Here is a 15,210-nt window from a genome sequence, read left to right as displayed (position 1 = left end):
GTGGATAGCGATTTCACGCCTCGGAGAGAGTCGGGTTGCGTAGGGCCGTCTGCCTGCTGTAAGCGTTATATTATAACATTACATAAATGGAGAATCTCCGTGGCCGACAAACGCCTTCCCGTGACCGTGCTTTCCGGTTTCCTCGGCGCCGGCAAGACCACCCTCTTGAACCGCATCCTCAACAACCGCGAGGGCCGCCGTGTCGCCGTCATCGTCAACGACATGTCGGAGGTGAACATCGACGCCGACCTGGTGCGGGCCGGCGGGGCCGAACTCAGCCACACGGACGAGACGCTGGTGGAGATGTCGAACGGCTGCATCTGCTGCACCCTGCGCGACGATCTCCTGGTCGAGGTGCGCCGGCTCTGCGAGGAGGGCCGGTTCGACTATCTGCTGATCGAGTCGACCGGCATCGCCGAACCGCTGCCCGTCGCCGCGACCTTCGAGTTCCGCGACGAGGAGGGCCGCAGCCTCTCCGACCTCGCCCGGCTCGACAGCATGGTGACGGTGGTCGACGCGGTGAACCTGCCGAAAGACTTCGCCAGCCACGATGCGCTCGCCGACCGGGGCGAGACCCTTGGCGAGGAGGACGACCGCACCCTCGTCCATCTCCTGACCGACCAGATCGAGTTCGCCGACCTCGTCATTATCAACAAGTCGGGCGATGCCGGTTCGGAGGGTCTCCGCGCGGCGCGGCAGATCGTGCGCAGTCTCAACGGCGACGCCGAGATCATCGAGACCGACTTCGCCGAGGTCCCGGCCGACGCGATCCTCGATACCGGCCGCTTCGATTTCGAGAAAGCGCACGAGCATCCGCTCTGGCTGAAGGAGCTTTACGGGTTCGGTGACCATGTGCCGGAAACAGAGGAATACGGCATCGCTTCCTTCGTCTATCGGGCGCGGCGGCCGTTCGACCCGGCGGAGATCCACGAGCTGCTGAACGGCCCCCTTCCCGGCGTGATCCGCGCCAAGGGGCATTTCTGGATCGCGACCCGGCCGGACTGGGTTGCCGAATTCTCTCTTGCCGGTGCGCTCTCCAGCACCAGCCCGCTCGGCACCTGGTGGGCGGCGGTGCCCAAGGAACGCTGGCCGGAACACGCGCAGTTCCGCGGTTATGTCCGGGACAATTGGGCGGAGCCCTTCGGAGACCGGCGCCAGGAGATCGTTTTCATCGGCGCCGGGATCGACTGGCCGATGCTGAAGGACCAGCTCGACGCCTGTCTGGTGCCGGAAGAACAGTGCGAAGACCTCCGCGCGCTAGCCGCCCTGCCGGATCCGTTCCCGCGCTGGGAAAAGGCGGACGCCGCCTGATCCTCAGGCGAGCTTCTCCATCACCTTCTCCGCGATCGCCAGCGAGGAGGTGAGACCGGGGGACTCGATGCCGTAGAGGTTCACAAGGCCTGCGACGCCATGTTCGGCCGGTCCCTGGATCATATAGTCGGCGGCGGTCTCGCCCGGCGCCTGGATCTTAGGGCGGATGCCGGCATAGGCAGGGGTCAGGCTGTCGTCCGGCAGGCCCGGCCAGTATTTGCGCACGGCGGCGTAGAAACTGTCGGAGCGGCGCGGGTCGACGTCATAGTCGATCTCGTCGATCCACTCCACGTCCGGGCCGAAGCGCGCCTGGCCGCCGAGATCGAGCGTCAGATGCACCCCGAGCCCGGCCGCTTCCGGAGCCGGATAGATCAGGCTCTTGAACGGGGCGGAGCAGCCGGTCAGCTGGTAGTAGTTCCCCTTGCAGAAATACTGCGGCGGGATCGACGCCGCCGGGAAGCCCTCGATGTGACGCATGATGGTCTGGCTGTGCAGGCCGCCCGCGACCACCACCGTCTTCGCCCTCATGGTCAGGCCGTGCAGCCCGCCGACATGCAGCTCGATCCCGTCCTCCGTGACCTTGCCGCCCTCGAGCGGGGCCATGAAGGCGATCATGCCGCCATGCTCCTCAAGGTCGCCCTGCAGGGCCAGCATATAGGCGTGGCTGTCGATCACTCCCGTCGAGGGCGACCAGAGCGCGGTGACGCAGCGCAGCTCCGGTTCGCGCGCGGTGACCTCGTTGTGGGAGAGGAATTCGAGATCGTGGACGCCGTTCTTCTCCGCCCGTTCCTTGATCTGCTGCAGGGCCGGGATCTGGTCCTCGGAGGTGGCGACGATCAGCTTGCCGAGCTTTTTGTAGGGAACGCCGTGGCTCTCGACGAAATCGTAGAGCAGGTGCTTGCCGCGGACGCAGACCTCGGCCTTGAGGCTGCCGGGCGGATAGTAGATCCCGGCATGGATCACCTCGGAGTGGCGCGAGCTGGTCTCGGAGCCGATCAGGTCGTGCTGCTCCAGCACGATGACGTCGCGCCCGGCCATCGCCAGCGCCCGCGCCGCCGCGAGCCCGACAACGCCCGCTCCGACCACCACCGCATCTACCGGTTCCGCCACCTCAATCCTCCACCTTGCGCAATCCAACGCTTATTTCAGGTCGTCATTCCCGCGAAAGCGGGGACCCAGAGATCGTAGAGCCGAGACCGTCTTCCCTGGGTCCCCACTTGCGTGGGGATGACGACCCTTTTGTTGATATTTAACCCGTTAAAACGGCACCTCGTCGGCGTCAATCGGCTCTGCCGGAACGGGTGCCGTCCCGAAAAAGCCACGGGTCTCGGCAATCAATCCCAAAATCCGAAATCTGATGATATTGGTGTCAGGACTCCGATCGAATTTGCGGTTTTATGCCGCGAACGGATTAGAGATAACATTGAATGGATTCGGCAATTTCAACATTATGTTTAGCTTGATCTATAAAATTACGCTCCAAACAGGACAAAAACTCCTTGGCACGAAAACTGAAATTTACTCCACAAATCTTTCTTGATGCTAATGTGTTGATATCCATGGGAATGCCTCCAAGTGGCCCGGAATTGACAGCGCTCGTAAACCTTTCGAGAGCTGAAATCATAAGGCTAATTTCCACCGAACATACGATAAGAGAGGTAGCCAAACACCACGCAGAGCGAGATGTTGACGACATACAACCATTGACCAACCTTAAAACAAGAAACAAAGCCGATTTTGTTTTGGGAATCAAAATCCCTGAAATTGACCTTTCATTATTGTATGTTCAAAAATTTAAGGAGTATTCTTCAAAAATTGAAAATCACTTTGACCAAATCGGAATACATATCCTCGAAACGGATAACATTAATGCAGCAAAAATTCTTAAAAACTACTCTATGAAATCCGGTTTTTTCTCTTTTTCAAATAAAAAAGATCAATTTCCTGACGCATTTATATTTGAATCTCTTTTCGCCGCGGCAGATAGCCTAGGGCCAATCACAATAATCTCGAAAGATCATGACTTTGAACACGCATGCGAGGAATCTGAATTTATCTCATTAAACAAAAGCGTCGCAGAATATTTCTCTCATTCAGGAATGGAGAAAATTGACATTTCTCTAGATAAATTAATAAATAACCCTGATTTTCTTAATAAAATAGAAGAAACTCTCGAAGGAATTCCGCTATTCATAATGGATATAGATGAACAAAACATAATTTCGATCAAAGTAAAAAATTTCAACCCAACAAATTTTACCGCTTTTAGGAATAAATCAGATCAAAGCGCACTAGTTTGCGGAAACTGCAAAATAATTATTGAGGTAAACCATTCTCATACAATCGACGAAAGCGAATACAAAAAACAAAAAATGATCACACCCTCTCGCGATTATAAAATAGAAACATCAATAACAGATATTTACCCGAGCTTTTCTATGACTATATCATTAGACAAGTCCAACATTCCGTTAACTATTGATGATTTCGAAATAACAGATATGCTCATAATTACAGTTATTGATGACAAATTTTTAGATATATAAGAATTCTAATCTTTAAAAATATCGTCACACGCCACTCTAAATTCGCTAGTTGAGTTAAAAAAGCCATGGGTCTCGGCAACCGCTTCCGCGAGGCCGCAACGCCTGACCTCGACGCCCTCGGGGAAGGCACCGAGCAGCCGCGTCGGCATCATCGGGTCGAGCAGCACGAAGACGCCGCGGTCGTCCGCCCGGCGCACCAGCCGCCCGAAGGCCTGCTTCAGCTTCAGCCGCGTCAGCATGTCGGTATAGGAGCCGCCGCCGAAGGCCGAGCGCCGGGCCTTGTAGAGGATGTCCGGGCGCGGCCAGGGGACGCGGTCGAAGACGATCAGGCGGAGCGAGTTGCCTGGCACGTCGACCCCGTCGCGCACCGCGTCCGTGCCGAGCAAACAGGCGTTTTCCTCGGCCCGGAAGATGTCGATCAGGGTGGTGAGATCGAGCCCGTCGACATGCTGGGCATAGAGCGGCAGGTCCGCTTCGTCGATATCCCCGCCGATCCGCCGGTGCACCTCGCGCAGGCGCTGGATCGCGGTGAACAGGCCGAGCGCGCCGCCGCCGGAGGCGAGGAAGAGCTCCCGGTAGGCCGAAGCGACCTGCGCCATGTCGTCCTTGCGCACGTCGTTGACGATGAAGACACGGGTCTGCGCCGGATAATCGAAGGGCGAGGCGACGGCCGCATGCACCGCAGGTGCCTCGAGCCAGACCGCCCCCGTCCGCTCCTCCGCCGCCTGCCAGTCGCGAAACTCCTCTCCCGTGCCGTCGCGCAGGGTGGCCGACGTCATCAGCACGCCCTGGGCCTGCTTCACCACGGTCTCGGCGAAGGGCCGGCCCGGATCGATCCAGTGCCGGTGCAGGCCGATATCCATGTCCCGTCCGTCGCCGCGCTCGATCTCGAACCAGTCGACGAACGCCTCCGGCGTCTCGTGCGCCAGCGCCTTCAGCATGTCGCGCCAGGCGCTAAGGGTCATCTCGCCGCGCCGCTGCAGGGAGCGGGCGACCGCCTCGATGCGCAGCCTGATCGCGCTTTCCAGCTCGTCCGCATCCTCGTCCAGCCGGTCCTCCAGGCGTTTCTTCAGCTGCTTGATCGGCGTCAGGATCCGGGCCAGCGCCGCGTCGAGCGCCTCGGCGGCCTCCAGCAGGCCCTCTACGGGCGGATGGGTCTCGGTCTGCATCGAATAGGGGCTGTCGGGATGATCGGTGCGGGCATAGACCTGGGACCGGACCAGCGCGAGGAAACGCTCCGTCTCGCCGCGTGTCTCGCCCTCCGCGATCCGGGTCATCCAGCCCTCGCCCGGCAGCACGCGGGCGGCGTGGAGCGCGGCTTCGAGCGCCTCCAGCGCGTCCTCATCGTCGGCGATCAGGTCCTCGACCCGTTTCTTCAGGCCACGGGCGCGGCCGGAGCGCCGCCCCTCGGCACCGATCAGCCAGCGCCGCAGCTCCACCGTCTCGATCGCCGTCAGGTGGGCGGAGAAGGCGCTGTCCGCCGCGTCGAACACATGATGGCCCTCGTCGAACACGTAGCGCGTCGGCAGCGCGCCGTCGTCGATCCCGCCGAGCGCCGCCTGGATCATCACCAGCGCATGGTTCGCGACCACGATCTCGGCCCGCCGGGCGCGGCGGATCGATTTCTCGATGTAGCATTTCGAATAGTGCGGGCAGGCGGAATAGATGCATTCGCCGCGCCGGTCCGCGAGCCCGACCGTCCGCCCGCGGCCGAGCAGGTCGGCGAGCCAGGCCGGGAAGTCGCCGCCCTGCACGTCGCCGTCCCGCGTCGCCTCGGCCCAGCGTGCCATCAGGCCGAGCGCGGTGCCGTATTGCGGCATCGTCGGCAGCGTGTTCACCGCCTCTTCCAGATTGAGCAGGCAGAGATAGTTTTCCCGCCCCTTGCGCACCACCGCCTTCAACGCCTTGCGCACCGGATCGGGATAGAGCCGGTCGAGCTCGCCGTCGATCTGGTGCTGCAGGTTGCGGGTATAGGTCGAGACCCAGACCGCGCCTTCGTTCTTCTCCGCCCAGACGCTCGCGGGCGCGATATAGCCGAGGGTCTTGCCGACGCCGGTGCCCGCTTCCGCCAGCACCACGTTCGGGCGCCGCTCCTCGTCCCTTGGCGTGAAGGCGAAGGCCGCAGCGGAGGCATAGTCCGCCTGGCTCGGCCGCGCCTCGGCATCGCTGCCGAGCAACTGCTTCAGGCGCCCCCGCGCCTCGTCCTCCGTCACCGGCCTGTTGCCGGCGGGCGGTTCCGGCGCGTGCTCCGACCATTCCTCCAGCCGCCGCCAGACCTGCAGCCCGCTCGGCCGGACCGGGCCCGGCGGCGGAAGCTCTCCGGCGCCGAGCGCATGCAGCACCGCCTCGCCCCAGGCCCAGCCGCAATTGCGCATGGTCTCGGCGATCGGCCGCGCGCTCGGGTCGCGCTCCCGCTCGGCGAGTTCGGCAAGCAGTGTCGTAGCGGCGTCGCGCAGCACCAGCGCCTCGTCCTCGTGGTCCTTGGGCGGGGCAAGCATCAGCGCCTGGGCGAGCCCGCGCGGGGTCGGCAGGCAGAACGCGGCGGGGCGTACGAAGGCGAAGAGTTCGAGCACGTCCACCGCCGCGAAGCCGTCCAGCCGGAGGCGGCGGACGATCGATCGGGAATGGGCGACAAGGCAGGGCCCGGCGCGCAGGCGATGCGCCGCCTCCTCGTGCGAGATCTCTTCCAGATCGCCGTCCGGGCCGAGCCAGACCGCGACGCGGGGCGCGAGCACGAGGCTCGGCAGGTCGGGCAGACGGATCTGGCGTTCGGGGACGGTCATCCCAACCCTTTATCAAGGCGGCGGCGGGTTTGCCAGAAGTGCGTGGAGCCTGCATTCTGTCGCCGGGCGAGGCGAGGAAGACGGATGTACGAGAACAGGCCGGTGACGGATCCGAGAGCGATGGAGCTGATCCAGTGGCTGGTCCACCAGTCGTGGGAGAAAGCGCCGAACGAACAGCTTGTCGCGGCGACCGCGGAACGCCTGGTCGCGGCCGGTGTACCGCTCGACCGCTGCCGGGTGGCGATGTACACGCTGCATCCGGAAACCGGCTCGCTGATGTTCGACTGGGACCGCGCGGACAACCGGCCGGAGGTGGGTCTGCGCCACGAAATCGCCTATTCGAAGGACGAATCGGCGGAGTGGAAGGCGAGCCCGCTGCGCCACATGATGGCGACCGGCACCATGAGGATGCGCCGCCGGCTGACCGGACCGGAAACGGAACTGGACTTCCCCGCGCTCGCCGACTTCCGCGACGAGGGATTCACCGACTACTACGCCTGCATGTTCGGCGGTCCCGAGGCCCTGCGCCTGATCCGGGAGGGCGAGCGGAGCTGCGGCGCAATCCTGCGCTGGTCGAGCCGCCATCCGGGCGGCTTTTCCGACAAAGATATCGCCTTCATCGACGCAATCGTCCCGGCCCTCACCTCGGCGATCCAGGCCCATCTCGACCAGGAGATCGCCCGCAATTTGCTGGATGCCTATGTCGGCCCGCTGGTCGGCGGACGGATCCTCAAGGGCGAGATCCGGCGTGGCATGGCCGAGAGCATCAACGCCGCCCTGATGATCGCGGACCTGACGGACTTCACCAGCGTCAGCGAGATCGTCTCCAAGGAGGCGATGGTTTCCGCCCTCAACCGCTACTTCGACGTCATGCTGGAACCGGTCCATGAGGCCGGCGGCCAGGTGCTGAAATTCCTCGGCGACGGTTTCCTCGCGATTTTCCCGCTGGAGCGCGGCCGGGAGGCGGAGACCGCCGGGAAGGCGCTGGAGGCGGCAAGTGCGGCGCTCGCGGCGGTCGACGAACTCGCCGAAACGGAGGCCGACCTGGAGCGCCCCGCCATGGGGCTCAATGTGGCGCTGCATCTGGGCGAGGTCATGTTCGGCAATGTCGGCTCGCGTAACCGGCTCGACTTCACCGTGATCGGCCCGGCGGTGAACGAGGCGAGCCGGATGGAAAGCCTCTGCCGCTCGCTCGGCACCGATATCATCCTCTCCGAAACCATCGCCAGCCTGCTGCCGGGAAAAACCCGGCTGCTGACTCGAACCGAGCTGCGCGGGGTGAAGGGCGAACGCGCGCTTTACGCCCCCGCCGATCCTCTGAAAGCACCCGAATGACCGATCCCCGCCTCGACGAGACCGACCGCGCGATCCTCGACTATATCCAGCGCCACGGCCGCGCCGGCTATGCCGAGATCGGCGCCCATGCCGGGCTCTCCGTCTCCGCCGTGAACGAGCGACTGAAGAAGCTGCAGGCCGCGGGCGCGATCCGCGGCTATGGCGCCATGCTGGAGCCGGCAGCGGTCGGGCTCGAGGTGCTCGCCTATGTCTCGGTCCTGATCGACTGGAGCGCGCACAACGAGTCCTTCCTCGAGGCCGTGCTGGCGATGCCGGAAGTGCTCGAATGCCACCATGTGACCGGCGACTGGTCCTATCTCCTGAAGATCCGGACCCGCTCGAATGACGCGCTGGAGGACGTGATCTCCAACCGCATCAAGCTGCTGCCGGGGGTGACCCGCAGCCAGACCGTGATCGCGCTGAAATCGCCGAAGGAAAGCGCGGTGCTGCCGGTTTAATCTTTAGCCCGAGATCGTAGAGTGCAGACCTCGTTCCCCTGGGTCCCGGCCTGCGCCGGGATGACGGGCGGGAGAGAGGGTCGCGCTCACTTCTTCGCCATGAATTCCTTGAGCGGCCCCATGCTGGTCACCGCGCCGCCGTCCGGCGTGCTCCAGATACCGAAGAACATCGGGCCGAGCTCGGTCTTGACGATGGTCATCGCAGCCGATCCCTTGCCGGGCTCGGTTTTGCTCTCGATCTCCTGCCGCTTGCCTTTGACCCCGGCGGCGAAGCCGGCGGAGACATGATCGAGCCATTTTTCGGCGGCACCGAAATCCACGCGCTCGGCCTGAAAAGCGCATTTCAGCCGCCCCGGGCGTGAATCGCGGAGCAGGACCAGTTTTCTGCCTTCCGGCCCGAACATCGTCCAGCGCGTCGCGTCCGGCGTGACTTCGGGTTTGACATGGCGGCCGGCAATCTCGTCGACGGCGGCGGAGATCTTCTCCAGATCGTGAGCCGGAAGCTGAATACACAATCTCTCGGCCAGAGAAATGGCGTCGTATCCCGACGCGTCCTCCGCCGAAGCCGGGGCGGTCGCATGGATGAACAGGAACGCTGAAGCTGAAAAGGTAAGAACCGAGGTTGCCCGCCGAAGCAGGTTTAAGACGATCAAAATGAACTCCGCTGACCTTGGCGGCTCCCAACGGGCCGCACAATTGTTCGCAAAGGGCCGGGACATGGGGCCCGGCCGAACTATCGAGATCCGGCCTGCGCCGGGCACTGAATGCAAACCGGCGTGAGTGTCTTGCGGCCGGCCGCACTTCTCTCATGTGTGCCTGAATGGACAGAATACCAAAAAATACTGCGGCTTGGGAGGGCTGCCCCTCATGTTTCCGACGCTCGACAGCGTGCTAGCGCTGCTCGCCATGGCTTTTCCGCTGATGGGCAGTCCGGGGCCGGCCATCGTCGCGATCACCGCGAACGGAGCCGCTTTCGGCATCAGGGCCGGGCTGCCGTTCCTCTTCGGCATCTATGTCGGCGTCTTCACCGTGCTCTGCCTCACCGCCAGCGGCGTAACCGGCCTCCTGCTCGCCCTGCCCGGCGTCGGTCCGGTGCTTGTCATGGCCGCCGTGCTCTACATGCTTTATCTCGCCTACCGGATCGCGACCGCACCGCCGCCCGGCATGCATGGAACCGACGACCTGGATCCGCCGGGCTTCGGTGCCGGGATCATCGTCGCGCTGACCAATGTGAAAGCCTTTACGGTCTTCACCGCGCTCTATGCCGGCAACATCCTGATCGAGACCGACCCGATCCGCGACACGCTGACCAAGCTGGCGATCCTCACCTGCGTGATGCTGTTCGTGAACGGAACCTGGCTCGTGTTCGGCGGGATCTTCGCCAACCTGATCCGCTCGCCGAAGGTCGGACGGGCCTTCAACGTCACCATGGCGATCCTACTGCTGGTCTCGGTTGCCCTTGCCGTGATACCCCGTTGAGGCAATAGGATAGGATTACTGACCTATCTGCCGCCGATTGGACGGGTCCCGTGCATTTCATTCTCTTCGCGCTCTCCGCCCTGATCTGGGGCACGGGGGCCTATGTCACGACGCTTCAGGCCGGACCTGTTCCGGCCCCGGTCTCCGTCGCCTACCGCATGCTGCTGTTGGCGGGTTTCATGCTTGTCGTTATCCTCGCGACACGCACCCGGCTGCGCTTGGACCGGCAGGATGTGCCCTGGATCGCGGCCCACGCCGCGACCTTCTTCGCGCTCAATTTCATCTGCTTCTACACCTCGACCCATTACATCCCGAGCGGCGTCGCGACACTCGCGCTCTCCACCTCGCCGATTTTCGCGACCATCATCTCCTTCCTGCTGTTCCGCGAGACCATCAGTCTCCGCGCGCTCGCCGGCATGGTGATCGGCATGGCGGGGCTCGCCCTCATCGTCGCCCCGGACCTCGCCAGGCTCGAGGCCGGGAGCGAGGTGATCCGCGGCATGCTCTGGGCGCTCGGCGCCGCCCTCGGGACCGCGATCGGCACCATCATCGGCGCCCGCAACCATCGACGCGGGATCTCCGCCTATAGCGCCAATTTCTGGGGCGGGATCGGCGGTGCGGGGATCTGCCTCGCGATCGCGCTCGCGGGCGGCATGGAGATCACCATCGAGCCGACGCTGCGGTATCTCGGATCCCTCACCTATCTCGGCATTGTCGCCTCCGCCGGCGCCTTCCTGATCTTCTTTGCCCTGGTGGCCAGGGTCGGCCCCGGCCGCGCCGCCTATACCTTCACCACCGTCCCGGTCGTCGCGCTGGCAATGTCGATCCTGTTCGAGAATGTCGTGCTCGGCCCGCTGATGATCGCGGGGACGGCGATGATCCTGACGGGAAACGTGCTGGTGCTGCGGCGTTAGCCGTGGTGCCGGCGCCGCTCCTCCTCGAGTGCGCGCTCGTCCCAGGCCTGGACGAAGCGCATCTGCCCCGAATTGATCTCCAGCGCGGTCAGCACGCCGGTATTCACCGCGCCGGTATCGATGCCGATCCGGTGCCCGTGCACCAGCGGCTCGCCATGGTTCCACTCCACCGTGTGACCGTGCACCACGGTCAGCTCGAACGGCCAGACTTCGGGATTCAGGAAGGGGTCGCGGATCCAGCAGAGCGTCTTCAGGGTCTGGTTGTTCAGCGGCTGGCGCGGATCGATACCGGCATGGACGAAGAGATAATCGTCGACCCGGTAGGTGACGGACATCGACATGACGAAGTCCAGCACCGGGTCCGGGAGGCGCCGGCGGGTCTGCATGATCATGTCCCGCGCGCCGACGACACGGGTGATGCCGAAACTGCGCCAGGTCGCCTCGCCGCCATTGGCGCCCCAGAAACGCAGGTCTTCGTCCTCGAGACTTCCGTCGACCGCCTGCCGAAGCCAGTAATCGTGGTTTCCGACCAGACAGACATCCTTCACCGGCCGCTTCGTGAAGGCACCGAGGCCACCCATCGCGAGTCCCAGAACCTCGAGACTGCTGGGGCCCCTGTCGATCAGGTCGCCGAGCATGATCGCCGTCACCTGCTCCGGCTTCAGGCGCGCGACATCCTCCGCGACGGCCTCGAGGAGCGCGGTCAGCAGATCCGCCCGTCCATGCACGTCGCCGATGGCGATCACCATGTGGCCGTTGGCGACGGGACGCGGGACTTGGCGCCATTCATAGCGCTGAATATCAGATTGCGGGTTCAGGAGCCGCTCCTGCAGGTTATCATCGGCGCCGGCATCCGGACCGGCGGCGCTCGCCAGTCCATTGGGCAACAATGACTATTCTCTGTCTAGGGACCAAATGGCCGCAATGCAGCAATCAGATCCCAATATCGTCAGTCCGCGCCCTTTGCTGCTTGGCCTCGCGCTGTTCGCGCTCCTGCTTCTGCTGCCGCCGCCAGGCGACCTCTCTCTCCCGGCCTGGCGCACCGTCGCCGTCGCGGCGCTGATGGCCGTCTGGTGGATCGGCGAAGCGCTTCCCCTTCCGGCGACGGCACTGCTGCCGATCCTGCTCTTCCCGTTGCTCGGCGTCGCGGACCTGCATCAGGCAGCGGCACCTTATGCGCATCCGGTCGTGTTTCTCTTTCTCGGCGGCTTCCTTCTCGGCGCGGCGATCACCGCTTCCGGCCTGCATGCCCGGCTCTCCGCCGCGATCCTGCACCGGACGGGCACCGGCAGCCGGCAGCTCGTTGCCGGCTTCCTGCTGGCCGGAGCCCTGCCCTCGATGTGGATCAGCAACACGGCGAGTGCGATCATGCTGCTGCCGGTCGCGCAATCTGTGCTGGACGGGGCGCCGTCGCGGCTGCGCAAGGCTTTGCTCCTCGCGGTCGCCTACGGTTGTTCCATCGGCGGGCTGGCAACCCTGATCGGAACCCCGCCGAACGCGATGCTGGCGGCGTTCCTCGACAGCAATTACGGCATGCCGCTCGGTTTCGCGACCTGGCTGGCCATCGGTCTGCCGGTCTCGGCCGCGATGCTGGCCCTCGCCTGGCTTGTCCTGACCCGGTTCGCCTTCGGTCCGCTCGAAGCGCTGCAGACGGAGACGCTGCCGCATCCGGGACCGATGAGCACGCGCGAGAAACGGGTCGCCCTGCTGCTCGCCGCCGCCGCGCTCGCCTGGATCTTCCGGCCGTTCATCGGGGAGTACTTCCCAGCGGTGAGCGACACGACGATCGCGCTTGCGGCAGGATTGCTGCTGTTCGCCGTTCCGGCCGGGCCGGAGAAACGCGCGCTGCTGACCTGGGACGAGGCACGCGCGATCCATTGGGGCATTCTGCTCCTGTTCGGAGGCGGACTGTCGCTGGCGGGCGCCATTACCGACAGCGGGCTCGCGGCCGCGCTCGCCGGGAGTCTCTCGACCTTGGTCGGCTATCTGCCGGAAGGACTCGCCGCCGGCTTCGGCGCGGGCATCGTGCTCTTCGCGACCGAGCTTGCGAGCAACACGGCCTCGGCCGCCGCTTTCCTGCCGATCACGGCGGAACTCGCCGAAGCGCTCGGCCTGCCGCTGCTGGCGATGCTGGCGCCGGTCACGCTGGCGGCGAGCTGCGCCTTCATGATGCCGGTAGCGACGCCGCCGAACGCCATCGTCTTCGGCGCGGGCGGTTTAAAGGTCGCCGACATGGCAAAGGCCGGACTCTGGATGAATGCCGGCGCGGTCATGCTGCTGACCGCGCTCGGCTGGGTGTTGGTCTGAGCGGCGTCAGATCCGGTTGACGGCGCTCATCACGGCACGGATCGGCGCCATGGTGATCGAGGTATCGATCCCGACCCCGAAGACGCTGCGGCCCTTGTCGTCCGGCACGGTCAGCTCGATGTAGGCCGCCGCCTCGGCACGGGAGCCGACCGAGCGGGTGTGCTCGGTATAGTCCTTGAGCCGGAAGTTGAGACCGAACTCGCGGCGCATCGCGTTCACGAAGGCCGAGATCGGACCGTTGCCGTCCGCCTCGATCGTGCGCCGCTCGCCGTTATGTGTGACCACCGCCGTGATGTGCTCGCGCTCGTTCGAGCCCTCGATCGGGCTGGAGGAGAAGGAGACCAGTTTGAAGACGCCCTCCGGCTGGTCGATATACTCGGCCATGAAGGTGCTCCAAATCGTCTCGCTGTTGATCTCCTTGCCGGTGGCGTCGGCGATCTTCTGCACCACCTGGCTGAAATCGGCCTGCGCCGGTTTCGGCATCTTGATCTTGTGGTCGGTCTCGAGCAGATAGGCGACACCGCCCTTCCCGGACTGACTGTTCACACGAATGATCGCTTCGTAATCACGGCCGATATCCTGCGGGTCGATCGGCAGGTAGGGCACTTCCCAATGCGGATCGTTGCTCTTGCGGATCGCCTGCATCCCCTTGTTGATCGCATCCTGGTGCGAGCCTGAGAAGGCCGTGTGCACCAGTTCGCCCGCATAGGGATGGCGCGGATGGATCGGCAGCTGGTTGCAGTATTCCGCCACTTCCATCAGCTCGTTGATGTTGGAGAAATCCAGCTCCGGATCGACACCCTGGGTGAAGAGGTTCAGGCCGAGGGTGACGATATCGACGTTGCCGGTCCGCTCACCGTTGCCGAACAGGGTGCCTTCCACCCGGTCGGCACCGGCCATGACGGCCAGTTCCGTCGCCGCGACGCCAGTGCCCCGGTCGTTGTGCGGATGGACGGAGAGGATGATCGAATCCCGGCGGGTGAAGTGCCGGTGCATCCACTCGATCTGGTCCGCATAGATGTTCGGCGTCGACATCTCGACCGTCGAGGGCAGGTTGATGATGACAGGATTTTCCGGCGTCGGCTGCCAGACATCCATCACCGCCTCGCAGACCTCCAGCGCATAATCCAGCTCGGTGCCGGTGAAGCTTTCCGGGGAATATTGCAGGCGCACCTTGGTGCCGGCCTCTTCCAGCCGGGCGAGACGGTCCTTGACCATCTTCGCACCCTCGACCGCGATCTGCTTCACGCCTTCGCGGTCCTGCTGGAAGACGACGCGGCGCTGCAGTTCGGAGGTCGAGTTGTAAAGATGGACGATGACGCTCTTGGCGCCCATCAGGCTCTCGATCGTGCGCTCGATCAGGTGTTCGCGCGCCTGGGTCAGGACCTGGATCGTCACGTCATCGGGGATCAGGCCGCCCTCGATGATCTCGCGGACGAAATTGAAATCGGTATCCGAGGCGCTCGGAAAGCCGACCTCGATCTCCTTGAAGCCCATCTCGACCAGGGTCTTGAACATGCGGTGCTTGCGCGCGCTGTCCATCGGGTCGACCAGCGCCTGGTTGCCGTCGCGCAGGTCGACGCTGCACCATGCCGGCGCATGGTCGATCACTTTCGACGGCCAGGTACGGTCCGGCAGATTGACCTGCGGATAGGCCTGATATTTTTCGATATGCATCTGGTTCATCACTTCAACTCCCTCGGAGCGGCGCGCATTCCACGGCTGCGCCTGCTCGCGGTTACATTCAAAATTCGTTCCTGAATGCGCCCGATGCCGAACCTCTACCTCGAAACGAGGCGTGAAGGCTATGATTTGTCTTGAAAATGTGATGTCGGGATGGGAGCCCATCCCCAGCGCATCAGCACGGTTCAAGCATACACGAGCGACGTGACCCGGTCTCTCTAGAGAGCCGGGATCGTAAGTCGCAGCGCGAGGCCGAGTTCCGTGTGCGTCAACATAACGCGCGAAACTAGTCAGACTCTGGTGTATCAGTCAAGCTGTGAGCGTGCGGATTGACCTGGATCATTAATCCGGGCCGAAAAACGCGAGATAACGAAACCGCACAATAAACGGGAGA

The 15,210-nt window shown here is 63.6% G+C and carries 12 protein-coding genes; 7 read left to right on the top strand and 5 right to left on the bottom strand.

All coding sequences use genetic code 11. From position 1 onward, the window contains the following. Positions 1–99: 99 nt before the first annotated feature. Positions 100–1,311, top strand: a complete 1,212-nt coding sequence (locus IG122_RS23005; RefSeq protein ID WP_193188908.1) for a GTP-binding protein — start codon at positions 100–102, stop codon at positions 1,309–1,311. 3 nt (positions 1,312–1,314) lie between these two features. Here the strand turns inward: IG122_RS23005 and IG122_RS23000 are convergent, their stop codons facing one another. After that, positions 1,315–2,421 carry an NAD(P)/FAD-dependent oxidoreductase gene (locus tag IG122_RS23000; RefSeq protein ID WP_193188907.1) on the bottom strand — a complete coding sequence of 369 codons (1,107 nt, stop codon included), beginning with the start codon at positions 2,419–2,421 and terminating at the stop codon, positions 1,315–1,317. Between the two features lie 389 nt (positions 2,422–2,810). Between IG122_RS23000 and IG122_RS22995 the strand changes: the two genes are divergently transcribed. Further along, positions 2,811–3,857, top strand: coding sequence for a PIN domain-containing protein (locus IG122_RS22995; protein WP_193188906.1), 1,047 nt, complete (start codon positions 2,811–2,813; stop codon positions 3,855–3,857). 5 nt (positions 3,858–3,862) lie between these two features. On the opposite strand, the gene IG122_RS22990 is transcribed toward IG122_RS22995, so the two are convergent. Then, positions 3,863–6,640 carry an ATP-dependent DNA helicase gene (locus IG122_RS22990; RefSeq protein ID WP_193188905.1) on the bottom strand — a complete coding sequence of 926 codons (2,778 nt, stop codon included), beginning with the start codon at positions 6,638–6,640 and terminating at the stop codon, positions 3,863–3,865. An 84-nt stretch (positions 6,641–6,724) separates the two neighbouring features. On the opposite strand from IG122_RS22990, the gene IG122_RS22985 reads away from it, so the two are divergent. Both IG122_RS22985 and IG122_RS22980 read left to right on the top strand, forming a co-directional pair. Next, complete coding sequence (locus tag IG122_RS22985; RefSeq protein ID WP_193188904.1) at positions 6,725–7,975, top strand: adenylate/guanylate cyclase domain-containing protein; 1,251 nt, start codon at positions 6,725–6,727, stop codon at positions 7,973–7,975. Then, positions 7,972–8,433: an Lrp/AsnC family transcriptional regulator gene (locus IG122_RS22980; protein WP_193188903.1), complete on the top strand. Its 462-nt coding sequence runs from the start codon at positions 7,972–7,974 to the stop codon at positions 8,431–8,433. The genes IG122_RS22985 and IG122_RS22980 overlap by 4 nt, the downstream gene beginning before the upstream one ends. 86 nt (positions 8,434–8,519) lie before the next feature. Here the strand turns inward: IG122_RS22980 and IG122_RS22975 are convergent, their stop codons facing one another. Further along, the gene (locus tag IG122_RS22975; RefSeq protein WP_193188902.1) at positions 8,520–8,948 is read right to left on the bottom strand and encodes a hypothetical protein; all 429 of its coding nucleotides are present in this window, start codon (positions 8,946–8,948) and stop codon (positions 8,520–8,522) included. 352 nt (positions 8,949–9,300) lie between these two features. Between IG122_RS22975 and IG122_RS22970 the strand changes: the two genes are divergently transcribed. After that, a complete protein-coding gene (locus IG122_RS22970; protein WP_193188901.1) occupies positions 9,301–9,912 on the top strand; it encodes a LysE family translocator in 612 nt (203 codons plus the stop codon). Positions 9,913–9,962: 50 nt separating this feature from the next. Further along, positions 9,963–10,826, top strand: a complete 864-nt coding sequence (locus IG122_RS24535) for a DMT family transporter (protein WP_193188900.1) — start codon at positions 9,963–9,965, stop codon at positions 10,824–10,826. On the opposite strand, the gene IG122_RS22960 is transcribed toward IG122_RS24535, so the two are convergent. Further along, the gene (locus IG122_RS22960; protein ID WP_226893876.1) at positions 10,823–11,713 is read right to left on the bottom strand and encodes a metallophosphoesterase; all 891 of its coding nucleotides are present in this window, start codon (positions 11,711–11,713) and stop codon (positions 10,823–10,825) included. The genes IG122_RS24535 and IG122_RS22960 overlap by 4 nt on opposite strands. A 37-nt stretch (positions 11,714–11,750) precedes the next feature. Here IG122_RS22960 and IG122_RS22955 point away from each other — a divergent pair, with 37 nt between their 5' ends. Further along, complete coding sequence (locus IG122_RS22955; protein WP_193188898.1) at positions 11,751–13,133, top strand: SLC13 family permease; 1,383 nt, start codon at positions 11,751–11,753, stop codon at positions 13,131–13,133. A gap of 6 nt (positions 13,134–13,139) precedes the next feature. Here the strand turns inward: IG122_RS22955 and leuA are convergent, their stop codons facing one another. Further along, entirely contained in the window at positions 13,140–14,819 is a 1,680-nt protein-coding gene (gene leuA / locus IG122_RS22950; RefSeq protein WP_404924883.1) for a 2-isopropylmalate synthase, read from the bottom strand. Positions 14,820–15,210: the final 391 nt, after the last annotated feature.

The sequence above is a fragment of the Nisaea sediminum genome (assembly GCF_014904705.1).
Taxonomy (GTDB): Bacteria; Pseudomonadota; Alphaproteobacteria; order Thalassobaculales; family Thalassobaculaceae; genus Nisaea; species Nisaea sediminum.
This window is presented reverse-complemented; position numbering and strand designations above follow the sequence as displayed.